Origin of the sequence: Pseudomonas japonica (assembly GCF_013522925.1) — a bacterium.
Classification (GTDB): Bacteria; Pseudomonadota; Gammaproteobacteria; order Pseudomonadales; family Pseudomonadaceae; genus Aquipseudomonas; species Aquipseudomonas japonica_A.
Genome location: NZ_JAAMQU010000022.1, coordinates 13,674 through 33,667 on the forward strand (window position 1 = coordinate 13,674; position 19,994 = coordinate 33,667).

General features: G+C 62.7%; 19 protein-coding genes. 7 read left to right on the top strand and 12 right to left on the bottom strand.

Annotated features, from left to right (window positions below):
- Positions 1–38: 38 nt before the first annotated feature.
- The gene (locus tag G7016_RS23455; RefSeq protein ID WP_308812208.1) at positions 39–1,451 is read left to right on the top strand and encodes an MFS transporter; all 1,413 of its coding nucleotides are present in this window, start codon (positions 39–41) and stop codon (positions 1,449–1,451) included.
- 124 nt (positions 1,452–1,575) lie between these two features.
- Positions 1,576–2,436 (top strand): shikimate dehydrogenase, encoded by an 861-nt coding sequence (locus G7016_RS23460; RefSeq protein WP_181118203.1) that lies wholly within the window; start codon positions 1,576–1,578, stop codon positions 2,434–2,436.
- A 108-nt stretch (positions 2,437–2,544) separates the two neighbouring features.
- On the opposite strand, the gene G7016_RS23465 is transcribed toward G7016_RS23460, so the two are convergent.
- From G7016_RS23465 to G7016_RS23485, 5 genes are all read right to left on the bottom strand, one after another.
- A complete protein-coding gene (locus tag G7016_RS23465; RefSeq protein WP_181118204.1) occupies positions 2,545–3,207 on the bottom strand; it encodes a TetR/AcrR family transcriptional regulator in 663 nt (220 codons plus the stop codon).
- A 91-nt stretch (positions 3,208–3,298) separates the two neighbouring features.
- On the bottom strand, positions 3,299–5,212 hold the full coding sequence (quiC, locus tag G7016_RS23470) for a 3-dehydroshikimate dehydratase QuiC (RefSeq protein WP_181118205.1): 1,914 nt from the start codon (positions 5,210–5,212) through the stop codon (positions 3,299–3,301).
- Positions 5,213–5,395: 183 nt separating this feature from the next.
- Complete coding sequence (locus G7016_RS23475) at positions 5,396–6,355, bottom strand: DMT family transporter (protein WP_181118206.1); 960 nt, start codon at positions 6,353–6,355, stop codon at positions 5,396–5,398.
- A gap of 3 nt (positions 6,356–6,358) precedes the next feature.
- On the bottom strand, positions 6,359–7,174 hold the full coding sequence (locus tag G7016_RS23480; RefSeq protein ID WP_181118207.1) for a sugar phosphate isomerase/epimerase family protein: 816 nt from the start codon (positions 7,172–7,174) through the stop codon (positions 6,359–6,361).
- Between the two features lie 68 nt (positions 7,175–7,242).
- A complete protein-coding gene (locus tag G7016_RS23485; RefSeq protein WP_181118208.1) occupies positions 7,243–8,019 on the bottom strand; it encodes an IclR family transcriptional regulator in 777 nt (258 codons plus the stop codon).
- Between the two features lie 157 nt (positions 8,020–8,176).
- On the opposite strand from G7016_RS23485, the gene G7016_RS23490 reads away from it, so the two are divergent.
- Complete coding sequence (locus G7016_RS23490) at positions 8,177–9,895, top strand: FAD-dependent oxidoreductase (protein WP_181118209.1); 1,719 nt, start codon at positions 8,177–8,179, stop codon at positions 9,893–9,895.
- Between the two features lie 20 nt (positions 9,896–9,915).
- The gene (locus tag G7016_RS23495; RefSeq protein WP_181118210.1) at positions 9,916–10,740 is read left to right on the top strand and encodes an aldo/keto reductase; all 825 of its coding nucleotides are present in this window, start codon (positions 9,916–9,918) and stop codon (positions 10,738–10,740) included.
- Between the two features lie 13 nt (positions 10,741–10,753).
- Here G7016_RS23495 and pcaG read toward each other — a convergent pair whose 3' ends face one another.
- Together pcaG and pcaH are read right to left on the bottom strand one after the other, a co-directional pair.
- The gene (gene pcaG / locus G7016_RS23500) at positions 10,754–11,359 is read right to left on the bottom strand and encodes a protocatechuate 3,4-dioxygenase subunit alpha (protein ID WP_181118211.1); all 606 of its coding nucleotides are present in this window, start codon (positions 11,357–11,359) and stop codon (positions 10,754–10,756) included.
- 14 nt (positions 11,360–11,373) lie between these two features.
- Positions 11,374–12,093, bottom strand: a complete 720-nt coding sequence (gene pcaH, locus G7016_RS23505) for a protocatechuate 3,4-dioxygenase subunit beta (RefSeq protein ID WP_181118212.1) — start codon at positions 12,091–12,093, stop codon at positions 11,374–11,376.
- Between the two features lie 145 nt (positions 12,094–12,238).
- Between pcaH and ypfJ the strand changes: the two genes are divergently transcribed.
- On the top strand, positions 12,239–13,129 hold the full coding sequence (ypfJ, locus tag G7016_RS23510; protein WP_181118213.1) for a KPN_02809 family neutral zinc metallopeptidase: 891 nt from the start codon (positions 12,239–12,241) through the stop codon (positions 13,127–13,129).
- Between the two features lie 99 nt (positions 13,130–13,228).
- On the opposite strand, the gene G7016_RS23515 is transcribed toward ypfJ, so the two are convergent.
- From G7016_RS23515 to G7016_RS23525, 3 genes are all read right to left on the bottom strand, one after another.
- The gene (locus tag G7016_RS23515; RefSeq protein ID WP_219854499.1) at positions 13,229–13,813 is read right to left on the bottom strand and encodes an HAD family hydrolase; all 585 of its coding nucleotides are present in this window, start codon (positions 13,811–13,813) and stop codon (positions 13,229–13,231) included.
- On the bottom strand, positions 13,813–14,682 hold the full coding sequence (gene tesB / locus G7016_RS23520; RefSeq protein ID WP_181118215.1) for an acyl-CoA thioesterase II: 870 nt from the start codon (positions 14,680–14,682) through the stop codon (positions 13,813–13,815). Before tesB ends, G7016_RS23515 begins: the two co-directional genes overlap by 1 nt.
- Before the next feature lie 65 nt (positions 14,683–14,747).
- Positions 14,748–15,317, bottom strand: coding sequence for a GNAT family N-acetyltransferase (locus tag G7016_RS23525; RefSeq protein WP_181118216.1), 570 nt, complete (start codon positions 15,315–15,317; stop codon positions 14,748–14,750).
- Positions 15,318–15,386: 69 nt separating this feature from the next.
- Between G7016_RS23525 and G7016_RS23530 the strand changes: the two genes are divergently transcribed.
- Both G7016_RS23530 and G7016_RS23535 read left to right on the top strand, forming a co-directional pair.
- Positions 15,387–16,301, top strand: a complete 915-nt coding sequence (locus G7016_RS23530; RefSeq protein ID WP_181118217.1) for a histone deacetylase family protein — start codon at positions 15,387–15,389, stop codon at positions 16,299–16,301.
- 190 nt (positions 16,302–16,491) lie between these two features.
- Positions 16,492–17,718 carry a TIGR03862 family flavoprotein gene (locus G7016_RS23535; RefSeq protein ID WP_181118218.1) on the top strand — a complete coding sequence of 409 codons (1,227 nt, stop codon included), beginning with the start codon at positions 16,492–16,494 and terminating at the stop codon, positions 17,716–17,718.
- Positions 17,719–17,725: 7 nt separating this feature from the next.
- Here G7016_RS23535 and G7016_RS23540 read toward each other — a convergent pair whose 3' ends face one another.
- Both G7016_RS23540 and yedA read right to left on the bottom strand, forming a co-directional pair.
- Positions 17,726–19,057 carry a DEAD/DEAH box helicase gene (locus tag G7016_RS23540; RefSeq protein WP_181118219.1) on the bottom strand — a complete coding sequence of 444 codons (1,332 nt, stop codon included), beginning with the start codon at positions 19,055–19,057 and terminating at the stop codon, positions 17,726–17,728.
- Between the two features lie 48 nt (positions 19,058–19,105).
- A complete protein-coding gene (gene yedA / locus G7016_RS23545) occupies positions 19,106–19,984 on the bottom strand; it encodes a drug/metabolite exporter YedA (RefSeq protein ID WP_181118220.1) in 879 nt (292 codons plus the stop codon).
- Between the last annotated feature and the right edge of the window lie 10 nt (positions 19,985–19,994).

Below are 19,994 nucleotides of genomic sequence, written 5' to 3' on the forward strand. Positions count from 1 at the left end.
ACGCACCCGTTATATCGGCCCTCTGAACCGGAGGGCCTGTGACTACATCATCCGCTTTCGTTTTGTCGCCTTCCCGGGCACGGTTGCTGGCCCTGCTGGTGGCCGCCGCGTTTTTCATGGACAACCTGGATGCCACGGTGATCGTTACCGCGTTGCCGGCCATGGCGCGCTCCTTTGGCGTAAGCGCCGTGGACGTGAACGTCGGCATTACGGTGTATGTGCTTACCCTGGCGGTATTTATCCCGGCCAGCGGCTGGGTGGCCGAGCGGTTTGGCCATCGGCGGGTATTCATGGCGGCACTGGTGATCTTCACCTTGGCGTCGGTGCTGTGCGCCGGCGCTCAAACGCTCTGGCAATTTGTTCTGGCGCGAGCGCTTCAGGCCGTCGGTGGGGCGATGATGGTGCCGGTGGGGCGGCTGGCGGTATTGCGAAACACGGAAAAGCAGCACCTGCTGGGTGCGATCGCGCTGATCACCTGGCCCGGGTTGGTAGCGCCCGTGCTAGGCCCTCCCTTGGGCGGCTTCATCACCCGCTACGCCTCCTGGCACTGGATATTCCTTCTCAACCTGCCGTTGGGGATACTGGCGCTGGCATTCGCCTGGCGATTGATGCCACAAGCGCAAGCACACACCACCCCGCCTGCTTTCGACCTGAAGGGCTTTGCGTACTGCGCCCTGGGCTGCGGAGCGCTGGTGCATGGCCTGGAGCAGCTCGGCAAACAGCCTGAAGCGCTGGGCGCCTATCTCTGGCTAGCCGCCAGCAGCGCGGTGCTGTGGGGGTTCAATCGGCACCTGCGGGGCTCGGCTGCGCCACTGCTGCGGCTCGAGGCGCTAGGTATACAAACCTATGCGGTCACTATTCGCGGCGGCTCGCTATACCGGGCCATGGTCAGCACCGCGCCGTTTTTGCTGCCATTGATGTTCCAGCTTTCGTTCGGCCTCGATCCGTTCGTCTCGGGCTTGCTGGTGCTGGCCCTGTTCGCCGGGAATATCGGGATGAAACCCATGACGTCGGCGATCCTTCGCCGCTTCGGCTTTCGCGCCACTTTGCTGGGAAGCATCGGTGTACTCGCCGCCACTGCGCTCGCGTGTGCTTTCATGACTGCAGCCACGCCAGTGTGGCTGATCGTGCCCGTGCTGGTGGTGTCCGGCATGGCCCGATCGATGGGCTTCACGGCTTATCACAGCCTGGCATTTGCCGACATGCCCGCGCCCTTGATGACATCAGCCAATACGCTGTTCAGCATGACCCAGCAATTGGCGTTCGGCCTGGGGATCGCGCTGGCGGTGATTCTGCTGCGCGGCGCGCAAACCTTGCTGGGCCTTGAGGGCGGCGATGAACAGGCCTTCCATGTGGCGTTCGTGGCGGTGGCGATACTCACGCTGGCCGCCGCGATAGATGTATGGAAGCTTCCACGGGATGCCGGCGCACCGGTATCTGGCCAGCGCTGACCGATTGCCGCCCAATTTCCAAGCACTGGCGGGGTCCAATACAGGTAAAGCGATTGACCTAAGTAACCGGCTGGTACAATTTAACGCCAGCGACTTCGGTCAAGAATAACAATGGAGCTTCACCATGATTGCGACCCCTCATAACAGCATCCTCGCCGGGCTGATCGGTTCAGGCATCCAGCTTTCCCGCACCCCTTCCATGCACGAACAGGAAGGCAAGGCACAAGGGCTGGGCTACGTTTATCGGTTGATCGACCTGGACGTGCTCAAGCTTGATAACCAGGCGTTGGAGGAGCTGCTGACCGCAGCGCAGCGCATGGGCTTCACAGGCCTCAACGTTACCTTCCCCAGCAAGCAGGCGATCATCCCTTACCTGGACGAGCTTTCGCCAGAAGCCAAAGGGATCGGCGCGGTGAACACCGTGGTGCTGAAGGACGGCAAGCGGGTGGGCCACAATACTGACTGCCTGGGCTTTGCCGAAGGCTTCCGCCGGGGCCTGGCCGATGCCGGGCGCAACCGGGTGATCCAGATGGGCGCAGGGGGCGCAGGTTCGGCGGTGGCGCACGCGCTGCTGATGGAAGGCGTAAAGCAACTCACGGTATTCGATGTGAACCCGCAAAGCGCACGCACGCTGGTGGATAACCTCAATGCGCACTTCCCGGGCGAGCCAGCCCAGGTGGGCACCGACCTTCCCGCCACCGTGGCCCAGGCGGACGGCATCGTGAACACCACGCCCATGGGCATGGCCAAGCTGCCGGGCACGCCGGTACCGAAGGAACTGCTGCGCGCTGACCTGTGGGTAGCAGAGATCGTGTATTTCCCACTGGAAACCGAGTTCCTGCGCGATGCACGCGCCCTGGGCTGCCGTACGCTGGATGGCAGCACCATGGCGGTTTTCCAGGCTGTGAAGGCGTTCGAACTGTTCACTGACCGCCAAGCCGATGCCGAGCGCATGACCGCGCATTTCCACAGCATGAATGGCTAGCTGCACCGACTGGTAAAGAGCAGGATTGGGGCGCCAGTTCGCGAGCTACGCCTGCGGCTTCGCCGGATGGCCGGCCCCCCGTCTCTACAAAAGCAGCGGGGAAGCCAGTCAGGCTTTGACGAAACGCTCCAGCGCTTCGACGATCATCTTTCGATGGTGCTGCCTGGTCGCCGGGTCGTCGAAGTTCACCTGGAAGATTTCGCCGAAGGTGTGCTTGTTGGACACCCGGTAGAAGCAGAACGAACTGATCAGCATGTGTACGTCCATGGCATCGAGGCCTTGGCGGAACACACCGCTGGTCACGCCTTTCTCCAGTAGCGCCTCCAGTTGCAGAAGAACGGTCTGGTTCATGCTGCGAATCGAACGCGACTGCTTGATGTACTCGCCTTGGTGAATGTTCTCGTTGCACACGATCCGCACGAAGTCCACGTTGCGATCGTGGTGATCGAAGGTGAACTCCACCAACCGCTTCAACCCTTCGAAAGGCTCCAGCTCGGTGAGATGCATGCTGCTTTCGGTATGCCGGATATCACCGTAAAGCTTTTCCAGCACCTCCACATACAGCTGTTCCTTGCTGTTGAAGTAGTAGTAAATCATCCGTTTGGAGGTTTGCGTGCGCTCGGCGATAGCGTCCACGCGTGCGCCGGCCAGGCCTTGGGCGACGAATTCGGTTATCGCGGCCTGGAGAATATTTTCGCGGGTTTTCTCGGGGTTGTTTTTTCGGGTACGGCGTGGCGCGCTGGTAGCGGGCACGTCAGATGTTATTGTCATGGGCTCTTGGCCTGTATGGGTCAGCGGTAATTATGAGCCGCCCCGCCTTGGGAAGGAAGCCGCTCCAGGCGAAACGGCTTCAAACCGGCCGTTACAACCGGGCGTGGCGGGCGGCGCCGCTACGGGCCTTGGCCATGGCCGCCAGGCGTACGGCGACGTTCGCGGCACCGTAACCGGCATAGCCACCACGCCGCTGCAGCACTTCAAAGAAGAAGCGGTTTTCGAATGGCTCGGTGTACACGTGGAACAGCTCACCGCCATTGGCGTCGCGGTCGTACAGCACGTTGAAATACGCCAGCTCGCTCAGGAATTCGTCGTCGAAGTCGAAACGCGCTGCCAGGTCGTCATAGTAATTGAGCGGAATTTCCAGCAGCGCGAGCCCCGCTTCCTTGGCCTGGGTGACTGCCGCAAAGATGTCATCGCAGTCAAAGGCGATGTGGTGAACCCCGGACCCCCTATATGACGACAACGCGTGGGAAATCGCTGTGCCGCGGTTTTCGGAGATGTTCAGCGGCAGCCGCACCGCGCTGCAACGGCTACGAATGGCGCGGCTTTTTACCAGGCCATAAGGGTCGGGCAGTACCACCTCGTCGTCGGCGGTAAAGTCGAGCACGGTCTTGTAGAACAGCACCCAGGTATCCAATGCGTCCGGCGGCAGCGCCATCGCCATGTGGTCGATCCGCTTGAGCCCTACAGGCGAGGTCGCGGGCACAGGCTTGATGTTGAAGTCGGTGTCGTAAATGGTCCGCCCTTGGGCGTCCTGGTCTACCAGGTACAGCAGGCTGCCGTCGGGCGCACGCACTGCCGCAAGCTCGCGCTCGTTAGGCCCTACCAATCCGCGATAAGGCTGGGCCTTGTAGTCCACGGCCCGCTCCAGCGCAGCAGCGCTGTTGTCTACGCGGATCGCGGTGGCACACAGCGACGGCCCATGCGCTTCGAAGAAGTTATGGGCGAACGAATAGGGCTCGGAGTTGAGGATCAGGTTGATATCGTTCTGCCGCAGCAGGGTAACGCTCTTGGAGCGATGTTGCCCGGCCTCGGCGAAGCCCAGTTGGCCCAGCCAATGCTTGAGCTTGGCACCGGTGGTTTCGTCCACCGCAAATTCCAGAAACTCGACACCGCCATAGGGCGCCGCAGGCGGGGTGGCGAACAGCTGCTCCAGGTTGGCGCTGGTGTCGGCCTCACGGGCCAGCAGTTCGCGGGTTTTTTCCTCAAGGTAGAGCAGCGAGCGCAGGCCGTCGGCGGCGTTGGCACGTGGTGGCGCGGCGCGGAAATCATCATTGAAGATCTCCAGCGACAGCGGCCCCTGGTAGCCGGTCTTGAGGATAGGCGCGAGGAAGTTCGGCAGGTCGAAATCACCCTGGCCAGGGAAGTTACGGAAGTGACGGCTCCACTCCAGTACATCCATGGCCAGCAAAGGCGCATCGGCCATTTGCACGAAGAAGATCTTGTCGCCCGGCACCTGTGCGATGCCCGAAGGGTCGCCGCGCAGCGAGAGGGTGTGGAAGCTGTCGAGGATCATCCCCAGATTGGGATGGTCCGCTTCCCGCACGATGTCCCACACTTGCTGCCAGGTATTTACATGCCGGCCCCAGGCCAGCGCTTCGTAGCCGATACGCAGGTTGTGGACTGCGGCGCGTTCGGCCAGCAGGCGCATGTCATCCACCAGCAAGTTGTGGTCACCAACGGAGTCGGCGGCCACGTTGCTGCACACCAGCACCAGGTCGGTGCCTAGCTCTTGCATCAACTCGAACTTGCGCTCCGCGCGGTCGAGGTTGCGGGCCAGGCGATTGCGGGGCACGCCTTCAAAATCGCGGAACGGCTGGAACAGCGTGATCGCGATGCCCAGGTCGGCGCACATCTGGCGCACTTCCCGCGGGCTGCCATCGTAATAAAGAAGATCGTTTTCGAAGATCTCCACCCCGTCGAAGCCGGCGGCGGCAATGGCTTCGAGTTTTTCCGGCAGGGTGCCGCTGAGGGATACGGTGGCGATCGAACGGTGCATGGTTCACTCCTGAGGGCGCGAGCAAAGCCCCGTGACCCGGTGGCCCGCACACTACTGACCGGCCTGGCTGCAGCCGGAAATTCTTGGGTTTGTCGGAAGGGTTTATACCTGAAAACCCTGCCGTGCAAGCGTACCAACCGGTTAGTTTTGTGTTCGATTATCGCCCGCTTCGCTGCTCTGGGTTCAGGCAGTCTTCGCGGGCGGCGCGCTACTCACCGTGGCTGAAGGTTGGGCCGACGTAGCCACCAAGGGTTCCACCACTTTCGGCCGACGTTGCAGCCAGGCGGCGGCAATGCCACTGCCACAAATCACCACAATGCCCACGATGGTCGTTGTTGTAGGGCTGTGGTTGAACACCAGGAAGCCATAAATGCCGGCGAATACGATCTGGCAATAGCCCAGCGGCGCCAGCAGCGCCGGCGGCGCATGGCGGAAGGCTTGAGTAAGCAGAAGGTGCGCGGTCATCCCGCAGGCGCCCAGGGCAATCATGAATATCCCGTCGAGCACGCTGGGCCATTGCCAGAAAAAAGGCACCACGGCAGACATCAGCAAGGTATTGAAGATACCCGCGAAAAAGTTGCTGGTGGTGGGGCTGTCCACTTCGGCGACCTTGCGCGTGAGCAACTGATAGAAGCAGAAGCACAGCGCCGAGCCAAAGGGGAACAGGATTGCCGGGGTAAATAGCTCCCCGCCGGGATGCACGATGGTCACCACCCCGCAAAAGCCGACCAGGACTGCGGCCCACTGGCCAAAGGTTACACGCTCGCCCAGCAGCGGCACCGACAGCGCGGTGACCAGCAGCGGCGCGAGGAAGTTGACCGCGGTGGCTTCGGCCAACGGAATATGCTGCAGCCCGGAAACAAACAGCAGGCTGGTGCCCAGCAGGCACAAAGCGCGGGCGACCTGCAGCCACGGCCTGCGCGTGCGCAGGATACGCAGCCCCGACTGGGGCAGGAAAATCCCCATCATCAGCAAGGTATGTACAAAGTACCGAACCCAGATCACCAGCATCACTGGATAAAAGCCCGAAAGGTATTTTGACAATACGTCGTGGCTGGCGAACAGCAGCGTCGCTACCACGATCAGCGCCATCCCCTTGAGCGGTTGGCTGGTGCCGGTCAGCGACAGGTTGGCATTAGTCATGGGTCAAAGGCGTTCCAGTACGCGGTAAGTGGCTTCCAATGCGCGAGTGGCACGCTCCAGCGCGCTCACCCCTTGCTCCATCAGGCGGCGAGTGGGTATTTCCAGGCTCAGCGGGATATCCGGCGGCAAGGCCTTGAGCAGCCCCACCAGATCGCAGTCGCCCTCCCCCGGCAGGCAGCGCTCATGCCGTGCCTCGAAGAGGATTCGCTCGATATCGTCCGGCACCGGCCCGGCAACGTCACACAGTTGAGCGTAGCGCAAACGGCCTGGGGATAACTGTTCCAGTTGCGACAGCTGCGAGCGGGAGCGGTTGAAGTGGAAGGCATCTACCAGAACGCAGCCATTGGACTGCCCGGCCTGCTCAACCACCTTCACCGCGGTGGCCAGGTCGGGAACGTCGGTCCAGGGCATGAACTCCAGGTGGGGGTGTATACCGTAGCGCTGGCCCAGCTCACAGAGTTCAGCGAAGCGCTGGGCGCAGCGTGGCAAGTCCGGATCGTTGCCCGCCACCAGCAGCTCCGTGGCACCGCACTCGGCGGCAAACGCCAGATGCGGCTCGAAGCTCGCCACCTTGGTATCGGGCTTCAATCGAAGAATCTCGATATCCAGCACTTTGATTCCGCTATCGCGCAGCTGCTTGAGCGTTGCCTGTCGCAGGCCGGTGTCTGCCAGAAGAGAGAAATGACGCTCCTCGGCAGTGGCAGGCTCGGTACGCAGCCCCACATGGCTATAACCGGCCCGCGCAGCTACCTCGATCATTTCGACGGGTGACAGCTCCAAAACCGTAAGGGCTGCCAGGGAAAAGCTGCGTTGAGTCATGGTCAAGCCACCCGTTACCTGTTTTATTTATTTAGAACCCAGTTCCAGTTTCAATACAAGCCCTCCCGCTACTGAAACCATTCCGACGCCGGGCTCGCTTCCGCCAATTCGACCGCAGCGGCCATGGCTGCGGGAGCGATTTCGTGAAGCCGGGTTTCAGGTAAGCGTGCGGTAGGGCCCGCCACACTCAGTACACCCAGGGTAGCCTTGCTGCTCGGGTGCCGAACGGCGACGCCCAGAGCGGACATGCCAACAGCCGAGCTCTCCATTACCCAGGCGTAGCCCAACGTACGGGCCAGGCGCAGGCGCTCCAGCAGCGCCTCGAGGCTGCGCGGCGCATTGGGGCCGAAGCCTTCGGCCGCGGCGATGCCCTGCGCCTTCACCAGTGCGAGCGCCTCTTCGTCAGGCAAGGTAGCCAGCCAGGCGTGCCCGGACGCGGTGTAGAACAGCGGCGCCTCGCGGCCCATGTCCGGGTCGTAGCGCAAGCCCGCGCGGGCACCTTGAGCCTTCGCCAGCCAAGTCAGCCGCTGGCCTTCCACCACGCCCAGGCGGATCAGCTCGCCCGTATGCTCGGCCAGGCGGTCCAGGATCGGCTGCACGATATCCACACCGCTGTGGCCCAGGTAGCGGAACCCTTGAGCTACCAGCCGAGTCGTCAGCAGGTACCGCAGGCTTTCAGGGTTCTGCCGTACATAACCCAGCCGCACGAGCTCGGCGAGCATTCTGTGCGCCGCGCTTTTGGGCATACCGGCTTCGTCTGCCAGCGCCTGCAGCGGCAGGCCGCCTGGCGCTCGGGTAAGTTGCTCCAGCAAGCTGAAGGCGCGTTCGATCTGACTTCCGGCCATGGTGGGCCCTTTGCAAATAAAGTGGCGATTGTAGTGAGGCTGTGCGGAGCGTGCGATCTTCGCCCGGTTTATTCAGCACGATACTTGGCCTTTGGATAACTCGCCAATAGAATTCTGGAACAAGGTTCCAATAAATAACAAGCCTGTGGAGCATCTTATGCCAAGCCTTCCCCACCCCGTTTCCGTTGTGGAATGCGACCTGCTGGTAATCGGTTCCGGTGCGGGCGGGCTGGCTGCTGCGGTAACAGCGGGGTGGCATGGCCTGAACGTGATCGTGGTGGAAAAAGACGACGTCTTAGGCGGCGCCAGTGCGTGGTCGGGCGGCTGGATGTGGGTACCCTGCAACCCCTTGGCACGCCGCGCGGGCATCGTGGAAGAGCCGAGCGAGCCGCGGCGCTATCTGGAGCATGAGCTGGGCGATCGCTTTGATCCCGCCCGGATTGACGCTTTCCTGAAAGCAGCGCCCGAGATGGTTTCCTTTTTCGAGCAGCACACCGCGCTACAATTCGCCGATGGCAACGGTATTGCCGACATCCATGGCGATACCCCTGGCGCCGGTACCGGCGGCCGCTCGGTCATTGCCGCGCCGATCAGCGCCTACGCCCTAGGCAAGCTTCTGCCCCGCCTGCGGCGTACGATGCGAGAAACCTCCGTGCTCGGCATGCCGATCATGGCGGGCGCAGACCTCTCGGCCTTTCTCAGCGTCACCCGTTCGTGGCGTTCGGCACTCCATGTGGCCCGGCGCTTCGGCGCGCATTTGCTTGGGCTCGCGCTCAAAGGCCGAGCAACACATTTGGTCAACGGTGTGGCGCTGGTCGCGCGGCTGGCAAAGTCCGCCGAAGACCTGGGCGTACTGCTGTGGCCCAGCGCGGCGGCAGTGCGGCTGGTGCAACAGAACGAGCGCGTAGCAGGCGCTGAAATCGACACCGCCAAGGGCAAGGTACGAATCCATGCCCACCGGGGCGTGGTGCTGGCCACCGGCGGCTTTGCCCATGACACGGACCGGCGCAAGGCGCTGTTGCCGCGTACGCCAACCGGCGGGGAGCACCTGCCGCTGCCTCCGCCCTCGGTCACTGGCGATGGGTTGCGCCTGGGGGAAAGCGTGGGCGGCGTGGTGGCTACCGATCTTGCCAGCGCGGCCGCCTGGTGCCCGGTATCAAAGGTGCCCTACGCAGACGGCAGCCAAGGGCACTTCCCCCACATCATCGAGCGGGGCAAGCCGGGGATCTTCGGGGTATTGGCCGATGGCAAGCGCTTCGTGAACGAGGCCGACGGCTATTACGACTATGCAAAGGCAATGGTCGACAAGGCCCCAGGCAACAACGTGGTGTCGTGGCTGATCTGCGACCATGCCTTCCAGCGCCGTTATGGCCTGGGTATCGCCCGGCCATTCCCGCTCCCGGTTGAACCGGCCGTGCGCTCCGGCTATCTCAAGCGGGGCGCAACCATAGAAGAACTGGCGCGTAATTGTGGCATCGACTCCGATGGCCTGGCGCACACGCTGGCCGAATGGAACCTGCATGCCCAGCGCGGCGAAGACCCGGCGTTCGGCCGCGGGCGCACCCTGTACAACCGCAAACAAGGCGACCCGCGTCATGGCCCCAACCCCTGCGTGGCGCCGTTGGTCACACCGCCGTTCTATGCCGTGGAGGTAAGGCCAGGCAGCTTTGGCACCTTCGCCGGTTTGAAAACCGATGCCAACGCCTGCGTGCTGGATAGCAACGGCGAAGCGATCGCTGGCTTGTATGCCGTAGGCACAGACATGGCCAGCATCATGGGCGGCTTTTACCCAGCGGGTGGTATCAACCTGGGGCCGGCCATGACCTTCGGCTACATCGCCGGGCGCCATGCCGCTGGCGTAACGCAGAGCGAATGAACTCAACCAAGGAGGCTCACATGCAAACCATCGACAATTCGTACGGCCTGAAGATGCCCAAGCTGGGCCTGGGTACCTGGCCCATGCTCGACAAGGAGTGCACCGACGCGGTGCTCAGCGCGCTGGACCTCGGCTATCGGCACATTGATACCGCAACGGCCTACAACAACGAAGCGGCGGTCGGTGAGGCGTTGCGCGCTACCTCAGTGGAACGCGAAGCGATACATGTGACCACCAAGGTGTGGTGGGACAAGCTGGCCCCAGCTGACCTGCAGGCCTCCTTCGATGCCAGCCTCAATGCATTGCAAACTGATTACGTGGACCTGTTCCTGATCCACTGGCCTGGGCGCGAGGGTTGGGACATGGACCGTAGCCTGGCGGCGCTGACCGCGGTATACGAAAGCGGCAAGGCGAAAGCCATTGGTGTGGCCAACTTTCCACTGCCGCTGATGCGTCGCGCAGTCGAGGAATTGAAGGTGCCGCTGGCAGCGTTGCAGGTGGAATACCACGTAAGCCTGGATCAACAGCCGCGGCTCGACTTCTGCCGCCAGCATGGGCTGGCCCTTACCGCCTACAGCCCGTTGGCACGCAATAAGGTATCGAACATCCCTGAGCTCAAGCAGATCGCCGAAAAGCACGGCGTGCTGCCCACCCAGGTGGCGCTCAAATGGCTGCTCGATCAGGACGGCGTTGCCGCCGTTCCCAAAGCTGCCAGCGTGAAGAACCAGCAGAGCAACCTGGACTCGCTCAAGGTACAGCTGGACGACGAGGACCGTGCGCTGATCGCTGGCCTGGCCAAGGATCAGCGCCTGGTGAATCCGGACTTCGCTCCCAAATGGGATTAAGCCCGGCCTTGAATCAGAAGTCGAAGAACACCGTCTCGCCTTCGCCTTGCACCCGCATGTCGAACCGGTAGGCGGTTTTTCCATCCACCTCGCAGCGGCGTGCAATCAAGGTTTCACGGCGCTGCGGTTGCTCGATCAAATTAAGGATCGGGCACTTCGCGTTGGCGTCGGCTTCGTCGTCGAAGTAGATCCGGGTTTGCAGGTGGATGTTGATCCCCCGGGCAAACAGGCTCACGTTGATGTGCGGCGCCATCGGGATGCCCGCCGTGGTGGTCACCACGCCCGGCTTGATGGTGTGCAAGCTCCACTCACCGGCATCGAAAGTGGTAGCGGTACGGCCGAAGCTGTTGAACGGCTTTTCCAGGTTGTACTCGGTGTCATACCGGCCTTGGTGGTCCGCCTGCCAGAACTCCAGGAAGGAGTCGCGGATCAGGTGTCCGTTGCCGTCATACACGTTACCGATCAACAGAATGTGCTCGCCCGGCGCACCGGGTTTGGCCATCTCGTTCCAGATTTCCTGGTCGCGGGTGGGGTTACCGGCCACGCCCAGAGCGAGGCCGATGTGCACGTAAGGCCCAGCGGTCTGCGAGGGAGTTTCGGGCAGGAATTGAACAGGCATGTGCGTCACTCCTCTCAGCAGTTTTCGAAGTGGGTCTGGCGTTGGCCGCGCAGCACGATATCGAAGCGGTAGGCCAGGCAATCCATCGGGTTGGCGTTGGTCATGTCCAGCCGTGCGATCAGGCTTTGCACCGCTTCGGGGTTGGTGATGGATTTCACGATCGGGCACATCGGGATGAGCGGATCGCCCTCGAAGTACAGCTGGGTAATGAGCTTGGTCGCGATCGACGGGCCGCTGATGGACACGTGGATGTGCGCCGGGCGCCAGTCGTTCGGGCCGTTGCGCCATGGATACGGGCCCGGCTTGATGGTACGGAAGGTGTAGTAGCCCTCACTGTTGGTAAGCGTGCGGCCTACCCCGCCAAAGTTCGGGTCCAGCGGTGCCAGGTAACGGTCATTCTTGTGGCGATAGCGGCCACCTGCGTTGGCCTGCCACATTTCCACGAGGGTATGCGGCACCGGCTTGCCGAACTGATCGATCACACGGCCGGCGAGCACGATGCGCTCACCCACCGGCAGGCCGCCATTATTGAAATTCAGCAGAAGATCGTTGTCGAACTTACCGAGCTTGAGGTGCGAGAAGTTCGGGCCGGTGCTTTCGCTTGCGGTTTGCGGAATGCTCACCAGGGCCTGACGAGGCGAACGCGGTACCGACGTTTTGTAGTCGGGGGTCAACGCCTTGGGATGCCAGTTGCGGTCACGGACAATGAAGCGACTGGTGTCTTGTTCAGACATGTCGATCTCCTGTTATTGGATTTATAAGGTCGCATAGATAAATACGCTGGCTTCAGTTTCCGCCAAAGCGGGCAGTGCGACCACTGAAAATGTACAGTTCTGTCATAACCATATGGTTATGAAAAAACCTCAAGGAGACACCAGCATGCTGTGGAAAAAAGGCCGGCGCAGTGACAACGTGGTCGATGCCCGCGGCGAGGGCGGCAATGGCGGCGGTTACGGAGGCGGCGGATTCCGCGTGGGCGGCAAAGGTTTGAGCCTGGGTGCGGTAGTGCTGATCGTCGGGTTCGGCTTACTGACCGGGCAGGATCCGCTACAGATACTCGGGCAACTCACAGGCCAGGCCACCTCGCCGGCGCCCACTCAACAGCGCACCACGCCTGCGGGTGGTGATGAGCAGACAGAATTTGTGAAAGCCATTCTGGGGGATACCGAGGACACCTGGCAGGCCATCTTCAAGGAAGGCGGGCGCCAATATGAAGACCCAACCCTCGTGCTGTTCGGTGGAAGGGTGAATTCAGCTTGCGGCCTGGCCTCCTCCGCAGTAGGCCCGTTCTATTGCCCGGGTGACCACAAAGTGTACCTGGACACCGCATTCTTCACCGAAATGAGCCAGCGCTTTCAAGCCGCGGGCGATTTTGCTCAGGCTTATGTGATTGCGCACGAAGTAGGCCACCACGTGCAAACGCTGTTGGGTATCTCGGCCAAGGTCGATGCCGCACGCCAGCGTGGGCAAAAACTGGAAGGCGACAATGGCTTGCTCGTTCGCCAGGAACTACAAGCGGACTGCTTTGCCGGCATCTGGGCCAACCATGCCCAGCAACGTTTGAACTGGCTGGAACCCGGCGACGTGGAAGAAGCGCTCAACGCCGCCAATGCCATCGGCGACGATCGCCTCCAGCAACAAGGCCAAGGGCGGGTAGTGCCTGACTCCTTCACCCATGGCACGTCAGCGCAGCGTGTGCGCTGGTTCAAGGCCGGTTTCGAGGGCGGTAAGCTGGAGCAGTGCGATACGTTCGCCGCGCAAAAGCTCTAAATGCGGCACCTGTAGGAGCCAGCGCAGCTGGCGAACCCCTCCCGGCTGTGTCTGGAGCCGTAGCCATTCCCGGGCCTCCGGAAGGTCGGCCCCGCCGGTCTACAGAGCGTCCAATAACGCCGCACAATCCACCGCATGCCAGTCGGTCAACTCCGGCCAGGGGTTGGCCGGCATGTTCACCAGCACGGTACGGGTACCGGCGGCGCGGCCGGCGGCAAGGTCGAATTGGTAATCGCCCACCATCACCATTTCGGCAGGCGGCACTTGCCACGCTGCGGCGAGCTTGAGCAGGCCCTCGGGGTTGGGCTTGAAGGCTGCTTCGTCGCGGCCGAGCACATCGTGCGGGGCGAAGCAGTCGTCGATGCCAATCGCCGCCAGAGTGATATGGGCCAATTCGCGAGCATTGCGGGTCAGCACACCCAGCCGGTAGCCGCGGCCCGCCAGTGTGCGCACCAGGGTTACCGCGCCGGGCGCAGGCTGGGAGGCGATCGCGAGCTCGCGCTCATGCTCGAGCAGCCAGGCGTGTTTGGCAGCGGCTTCGTCGGCAGGCAAGGCCGCCAGGTGGTGCAGGATGTCGTCCTCGGCGGGGATGCTGAGCGCGGTGCGGATGGCGGCGAAATCGTGGGCGGCCACGGTGAGTGTGCCGTCCATATCGAACACCCAGTGCCGGATCTGCCCCAGCATCACGCCCAATCCTTGCGGTGGCGAATCAACCCTTCCTGCGCCGAAGAGGCAACCAACTGGCCGGCGCGGTTGTACACGCTGCCTCGGGAGAAGCCGCGGGAATTGCCGGCCCAAGGGCTATCGAGTGCATACAGCAGCCAGTCATCCGCGATCAGGTTGCCATGGAACCAGAGCGCGTGGTCCAGGCTGGCCATCTGCATATCCCGGTGCCACACACTCTTGCCGTGTGGCAGTAGCGAGGTGGTCAACAGGTTGAAGTCCGAGGCATAGGCCATGACGTACTTGTGCAGGGCAGGCGTATCCGCCAAGGCGCCGTCCGCGCGGAACCACACGTATTTGACCGGGTCGCCCGGGGTGGGGTTGTACGGGTCGCGCTCGGTTACCGGGCGCATTTCGATGGGCTTGGGGCACAGCAGTTTTTCGCGCAGGTGTTCCGGGATCAACGCCTCGCCCAGGCGCATCAGCTCCAGTTCGGTGGGCAAGTTTTCAGGGCCGACGACATCCGGCATCTTGCTTTGATGGGAGAAGCCTTCTTCGTCGTATTGGAAGGACGCCGAGCAGGTGAAGATGGTTTTCCCCTTCTGCACCGCCGTCACGCGTCGGGTAGAGAAACTGCCGCCGTCACGTACCCGATCAACCATGTACACCACGGGCAGCGATGCATCGCCGGGGCGCAGGAAATAACCGTGCAAGGAATGTACATGCCGCTCTTCTTCTACCGTCTGGCTGGCAGCCGACAAGGACTGGCCCAGCACCTGGCCACCGAACAGCTGGCGAAAGCCCAGGTCCTGGCTACGCCCGCGGAAGAGGTTTTCTTCGATAGGTTCTAGGCTTAACAGGTCGACCAGATCGTCGAGGACGTGGCTCATTCAGGGTTACCTCGGCTTACAAATACCATGAGCGGGCATCATACCTTGATGTGCAAGCCAACCGGCTACCCGTGCATGGCCTTCAACCAGCCTGCGCGGTCTATGCGGTACAGGTAATGCCTGCGCAACGGGCTGGCTTCGTCCAGCGCGGGGTGGTCAAAATCCTCGGCGTCGTGGCGCTGCATGCCAATCGCTTGCATCACCTTTTGCGAGGGCAGGTTCACTTCGGACGTGAACGCCACTACCTCTTTCAGGCCCAGCTGTTCGAAGGCGCAACCGAGGCTGGTGAACGCAGCTTCACTGGCGTAACCCAGCCCCCAGTAGTCTCGGGCCAGCCGCCAACCGATTTCAACGGCAGGCGTGAAAGGGGCTTTGAACCGCACGTTCCACAACCCGGTAAAACCAATAAAAGCATCATCATCTTTGCGCTCCAGTGCCCACAGGCCGTAACCGTATTCCGCAAAATGGCCACGCACGCGGCCAATGAAGGCCGCGCTTTCAAGGCGGCTGAGCGGTTTGGGAAAGTAGCGCATCACGGCAGGGTCTGCGCTGAGCGCGGAGAACGGCGCCAGGTCCTCATCCTTCCACAAGCGCAACCGCAGGCGCGGGCTCTCGAGCGTCAGCAGATCAGTCATGCCCGGGCTCCTTTGTTATCAGCGGGCGAAAGCTGGCACACTCGCAGCTTTCGTGCCGTGCGGTCGATCATGCGCTTACCTCTGGTTTATCACGAAGACTACAGCCCGCCGTTCCCGCTTGAACATCGGTTTCCGATGGAGAAGTTTCGCCTGCTTCATGATCACTTGGTCACCACGGGCATCGCTTCTTCCGAACACCTGCATCGGCCAGAACTCTGCCCGGCTGATGTACTGGCGCTCGCGCATGCTCCCCAGTACATAGAGCGCTACATGGCCGGTGAGTTGTCCCGGGAGGACCAGCGGCGGCTGGGTTTACCCTGGAGCGAACCCCTCGCCCGCCGGACGATCCGCGCTGTGGGCGGCTCGTTGCTCACCGCCGAACTTGCGCTACAACATGGGCTGGCCTGCCACCTGGCCGGCGGCACCCACCACGCCCACTACGATTACCCGGCAGGGTTTTGCATCTTCAATGACCTGGCCGTAGTCAGCCGCTATCTGCTGGAAGCCGGCCGGGTGAATCGGGTGCTGATTTTCGATTGCGACGTACACCAAGGCGACGGTACTGCACGCATTCTGGCCGATACCGCCGATGCCATTACCGTGTCCCTTCACTGCGAGCAGAACTTCCCTGCGCGCAAGGCGCAGAGCGACTGGGATATCCCCTTGGCCCGGGGCATGGGAAACGACGCTTATCTACAGGTGGTGGAGGATGCGCTGAATTACTTGCTACCGCTTTATCAGCCCGACCTCGTGTTGTATGACGCGGGCGTGGATGTGCACAAGGATGACGCCCTGGGCTATTTGCAGCTCACCGATGCAGGCGTGGCGGCCCGGGATGAGCGCGTGCTGCGGCACTGCCTGGGCCGGGATATCCCGGTAATGGGCGTGATCGGCGGGGGTTACAGCAAGGACCGGCACGCATTGGCGAAGCGGCACGGCATTTTGCATACCGTGGCGGCGCGGGTATGGGGCGCAGGCATTTGATAGGGCCATGCTGCCTAGCAAATTACCCACATTCGCTGTGGAACCGCCTGTGGATAACCTGAGTGAAAGCATCGAGGCCCCTTCTGTACGCAGGCTGCGAGGCAGCTGGTTGTTTTTTGATCAGCAGCGAGCAGGCATTTGACAGGCGCCTTGGTTACACTACCGCCCTTTATGATTCTGGCGAATGTTCATGGCGTTGATTTCCGCTACCCCCACGGTGGCGATCATGGGTGGCGGGCCGGCCGGCCTGATGGCGGCCGAGGTATTGAGCCAGGCCGGCCACGCCGTGACGGTGTACGACAGCATGCCTTCGGTGGGGCGCAAATTCCTGTTGGCGGGTGTAGGCGGCATGAACATTACCCATGCCGAGCCCAAGCCTGCCTTCATTGGCCGCTATGCCGAACAGGCCGCTTGGGTAAGCGACTGGCTGGCTGAATTTGATGCCGACACCCTGCGCGCCTGGATACACGGCCTGGGCATCGAGACCTTTGTGGGCAGTTCCGGCCGGGTTTTTCCCACCGACATGAAAGCCGCCCCGCTGTTACGTGCCTGGCTCAAACGCCTGCGCGAGAACGGCGTAGTTATCCACACCCGCCACCGTTGGCTAGGCTGGGCGCCCTGCGGTGGTTTGCAGGTCGAGCATCCCGACGGCCAAACGGTTATCCAGCCCCGCGCGACAGTGCTGGCGCTGGGCGGTGGAAGCTGGCCGCGGCTGGGCTCGGACGGCGCCTGGCTGCCGTGGTTGGTTGAGCGCGGCGTGGGCATCGCGCCCCTGCAGCCGGCCAATTGCGGGTTCGAAGTGAGCGGCTGGAGTGCTGTATTAAAGGAGCGCTTCGCGGGCGCGCCTTTGAAGAATATCGCCCTCTCGCTCGCTGGCGACGCGCCACGTAAAGGGGAATGCGTAGTGACCGAAGGCGGCCTGGAAGGCAGCCTGGTGTATGCCCTCTCCGCGCCAATACGAGAGGCGATCAATCGGGATGAGCAATGCACGGTGTTTATCGACCTGTTGCCCGACCGAAGCCTGGCGCAGGTTGAAACGGCGCTGAACAAACCGCGCGGAACTCGCTCCATGGCCCGTCACCTGCAGGGCCAACTGCGGCTGGAGGGTGTGAAGGCAGCATTGCTGCGAGAGTTGACCGACGCCTCGGTGTATCAGGACTTGCCTCGGCTGGCCCAGGCAATCAAGGCGCTGCCATTGACCCTGCTGCGCCCTCGCCCACTGGCCGAGGCTATCAGCAGCGCGGGTGGGGTGATGCGTTCGGCCCTGACCGACGACCTGATGCTCGCAGCCCAACCGGGCATGTTCTGCGCCGGTGAGATGCTCGACTGGGAAGCACCCACCGGCGGCTACTTGCTGACCGCCTGTTTTGCCAGCGGCCGCCGCGCCGCCGAGGGGGTTTTGCGGTACCTGGGTTAAACGGGCTTTACGGCTTGCGCTTGCGAGGCCCGGTGTTGAACGCCGGCACCTTGCGCACGGGCTTGATAGCTGGTTCGGCTACGGCAGCGTCGCGGCTCTCGGTCCAGCGGCCGAGCGTAGCCTTACCGCCAGTGGTCTTCGGCTTCTTCGGCTTTTTGGGCTTCTTCAGAATCTGCCCGCCTGCCGTGGTTTCCGGCACGCGGTGCTCCGGCTCGAAGTCCGGCTCTTCGACACGCTTGAGGGTTTGCCGCGTCATGGCCTCGATGGCTGCCAGCTGCTCCACTTCGTCGGCACATACCAACGAAATGGCCTCACCCGTGGCGCCTGCGCGGCCGGTACGGCCGATACGGTGCACGTAGTCCTCGGCGACGATGGGCAAATCCAGGTTCACCACCAGGGGCAGGTCCTGAATATCCAGCCCGCGCGCAGCCACGTCTGTGGCCACTAATACGGTCAGCTCGCCGGCCTTGAAGCTGTCCAGCGCACGTTGGCGGGTAGCCTGGGGCTTGTCGCCATGAATGCCTTCAGCCGCTACGCCCTGGCCCTGCAACCGCTCGACCAGTTGGTCCACACCGTTACGGGTTTTGGCGAACACCAGCACGTGCTTCCAGCGGCGCTGGCGCAACAGGTGGCAGAACAGTTCCGGCTTGCGTTTCTTATCCACAGGCACCACGGACTGGCGAACACTGGTGGCGGCCTGGTTGCGTGGGCTCACTTCGAGGGTCAGTGGCTCATCGAGCATTTTCCCGGCCAGCAGGCGGATGTCATCCGAGAAGGTCGCGGAGAACAGCAGGGTCTGGCGGCGCTTGGGTAGCGCGGCATACACGTCCCGCAGTTCTTCGGCAAAACCCAGGTCCAACATGCGGTCGGCTTCGTCCAGCACCAGGGTTTCGACCTGGTTGAACTTGACCGCGTTCTGCCGGTGCAGATCAAGCAGGCGGCCGGGCGTGGCTACCAGCACGTCCACGCCCTTGCGCAAGGCCATCATCTGCGGGTTGATGCTCACTCCGCCGTACACAGCGTAGGTGCGCAACGGCAGATCAGCGGCGTAGGCCTTGATGTTGGCGTGCACTTGCTCGGCCAGTTCGCGGGTGGGTACCAGGACCAGGGCGCGCACGCTGTTGCTCGCCACCTGGCTGCCTTGCAGGGTAAGGCGCTGCAGCACCGGCAGGGCAAAACCGGCCGTTTTGCCGGTGCCGGTCTGGGCGGCGGCCATCAGGTCGCGGCCGGCCAGCACGGCAGGGATCGCCTTTTCCTGGACCGGGGTAGGCTTGTCGTAGCCAAGGCTTTGCAGCCGATTCAACAGCGGCTCGATCAAGCCCAGTGAAGCGAAAGTCATCGGGGTGTACCTGAAAATGAACTGGCAAGGCGCGCAGTTTACCCCGGATCAGCGTCGCCGCCATTGCGGCAAGCCGATCAGCACCACCGCACCGACGATCACCAGCATGGCCAGCATCTCCCATGGGCCAATCCGCTCGCCTGCGAACAGCACGCCCAGCAGTACCGCCACCACAGGATTCACGTACGCATAGCTGGTTGCCGCGGCCGGGCGCACGTGCTTGAGCAGGTACATATAAGCGTTGAAGGCCAGGATGGAGCCGAAGAACACCAGATACGCCAGTGCGAACCACCCAGAAAGCGGCGGCCAACTGGTCATGCGCTCGCCGCTGATCAGCCCGGTAGCCAGCAATGCAGCGCCGGCGATGAGCATTTCCACGGCGCTGGCCATACCGCCGGCGGGCAGCGGCAGGTAACGGCTCCACACCGAGCCAAACGCCCAGGCGGCCGCTGCGAACAGCAATACCGCCGCCCCGCCGGGGCTGGCTTGCAGGTTGGCGCCAAGGTTAAGCAAGGCGATGCCGGCAATGCCCAGCAGGATGCCGCTCCACTCGAGCCACGAATTGCGCTGGCCCCAGAGCAGCCCGAACAGCAAGGTGAACAAGGGCATGGTCGCCACTACCAGCGCGGCCACGCCGGACGCGATACCGGCATGTTCGGCCAGGGTCACCCCACCGTTGCCGCACCCCAGCAGCAATAGCCCGACCCACCCGCCAGCACGCCATTGTGGCGCGGTGGGCCTTGGCGCCCCCCGCAGCCGCAGCCAGGCGTAGAGGATCGCGCCGGCCACCAGGAACCGGATGCCAGCCATGGTCAGCGGTGGCCAGGACTCAACCCCGATGCGGATGAACAGATAGGTGGAGCCCCACACCAGGTACAGCGCCAAAAAGGCGCCGACCAGCAGGGCGGGCATAGGACGGGAAGGCATGGCAGGCGCT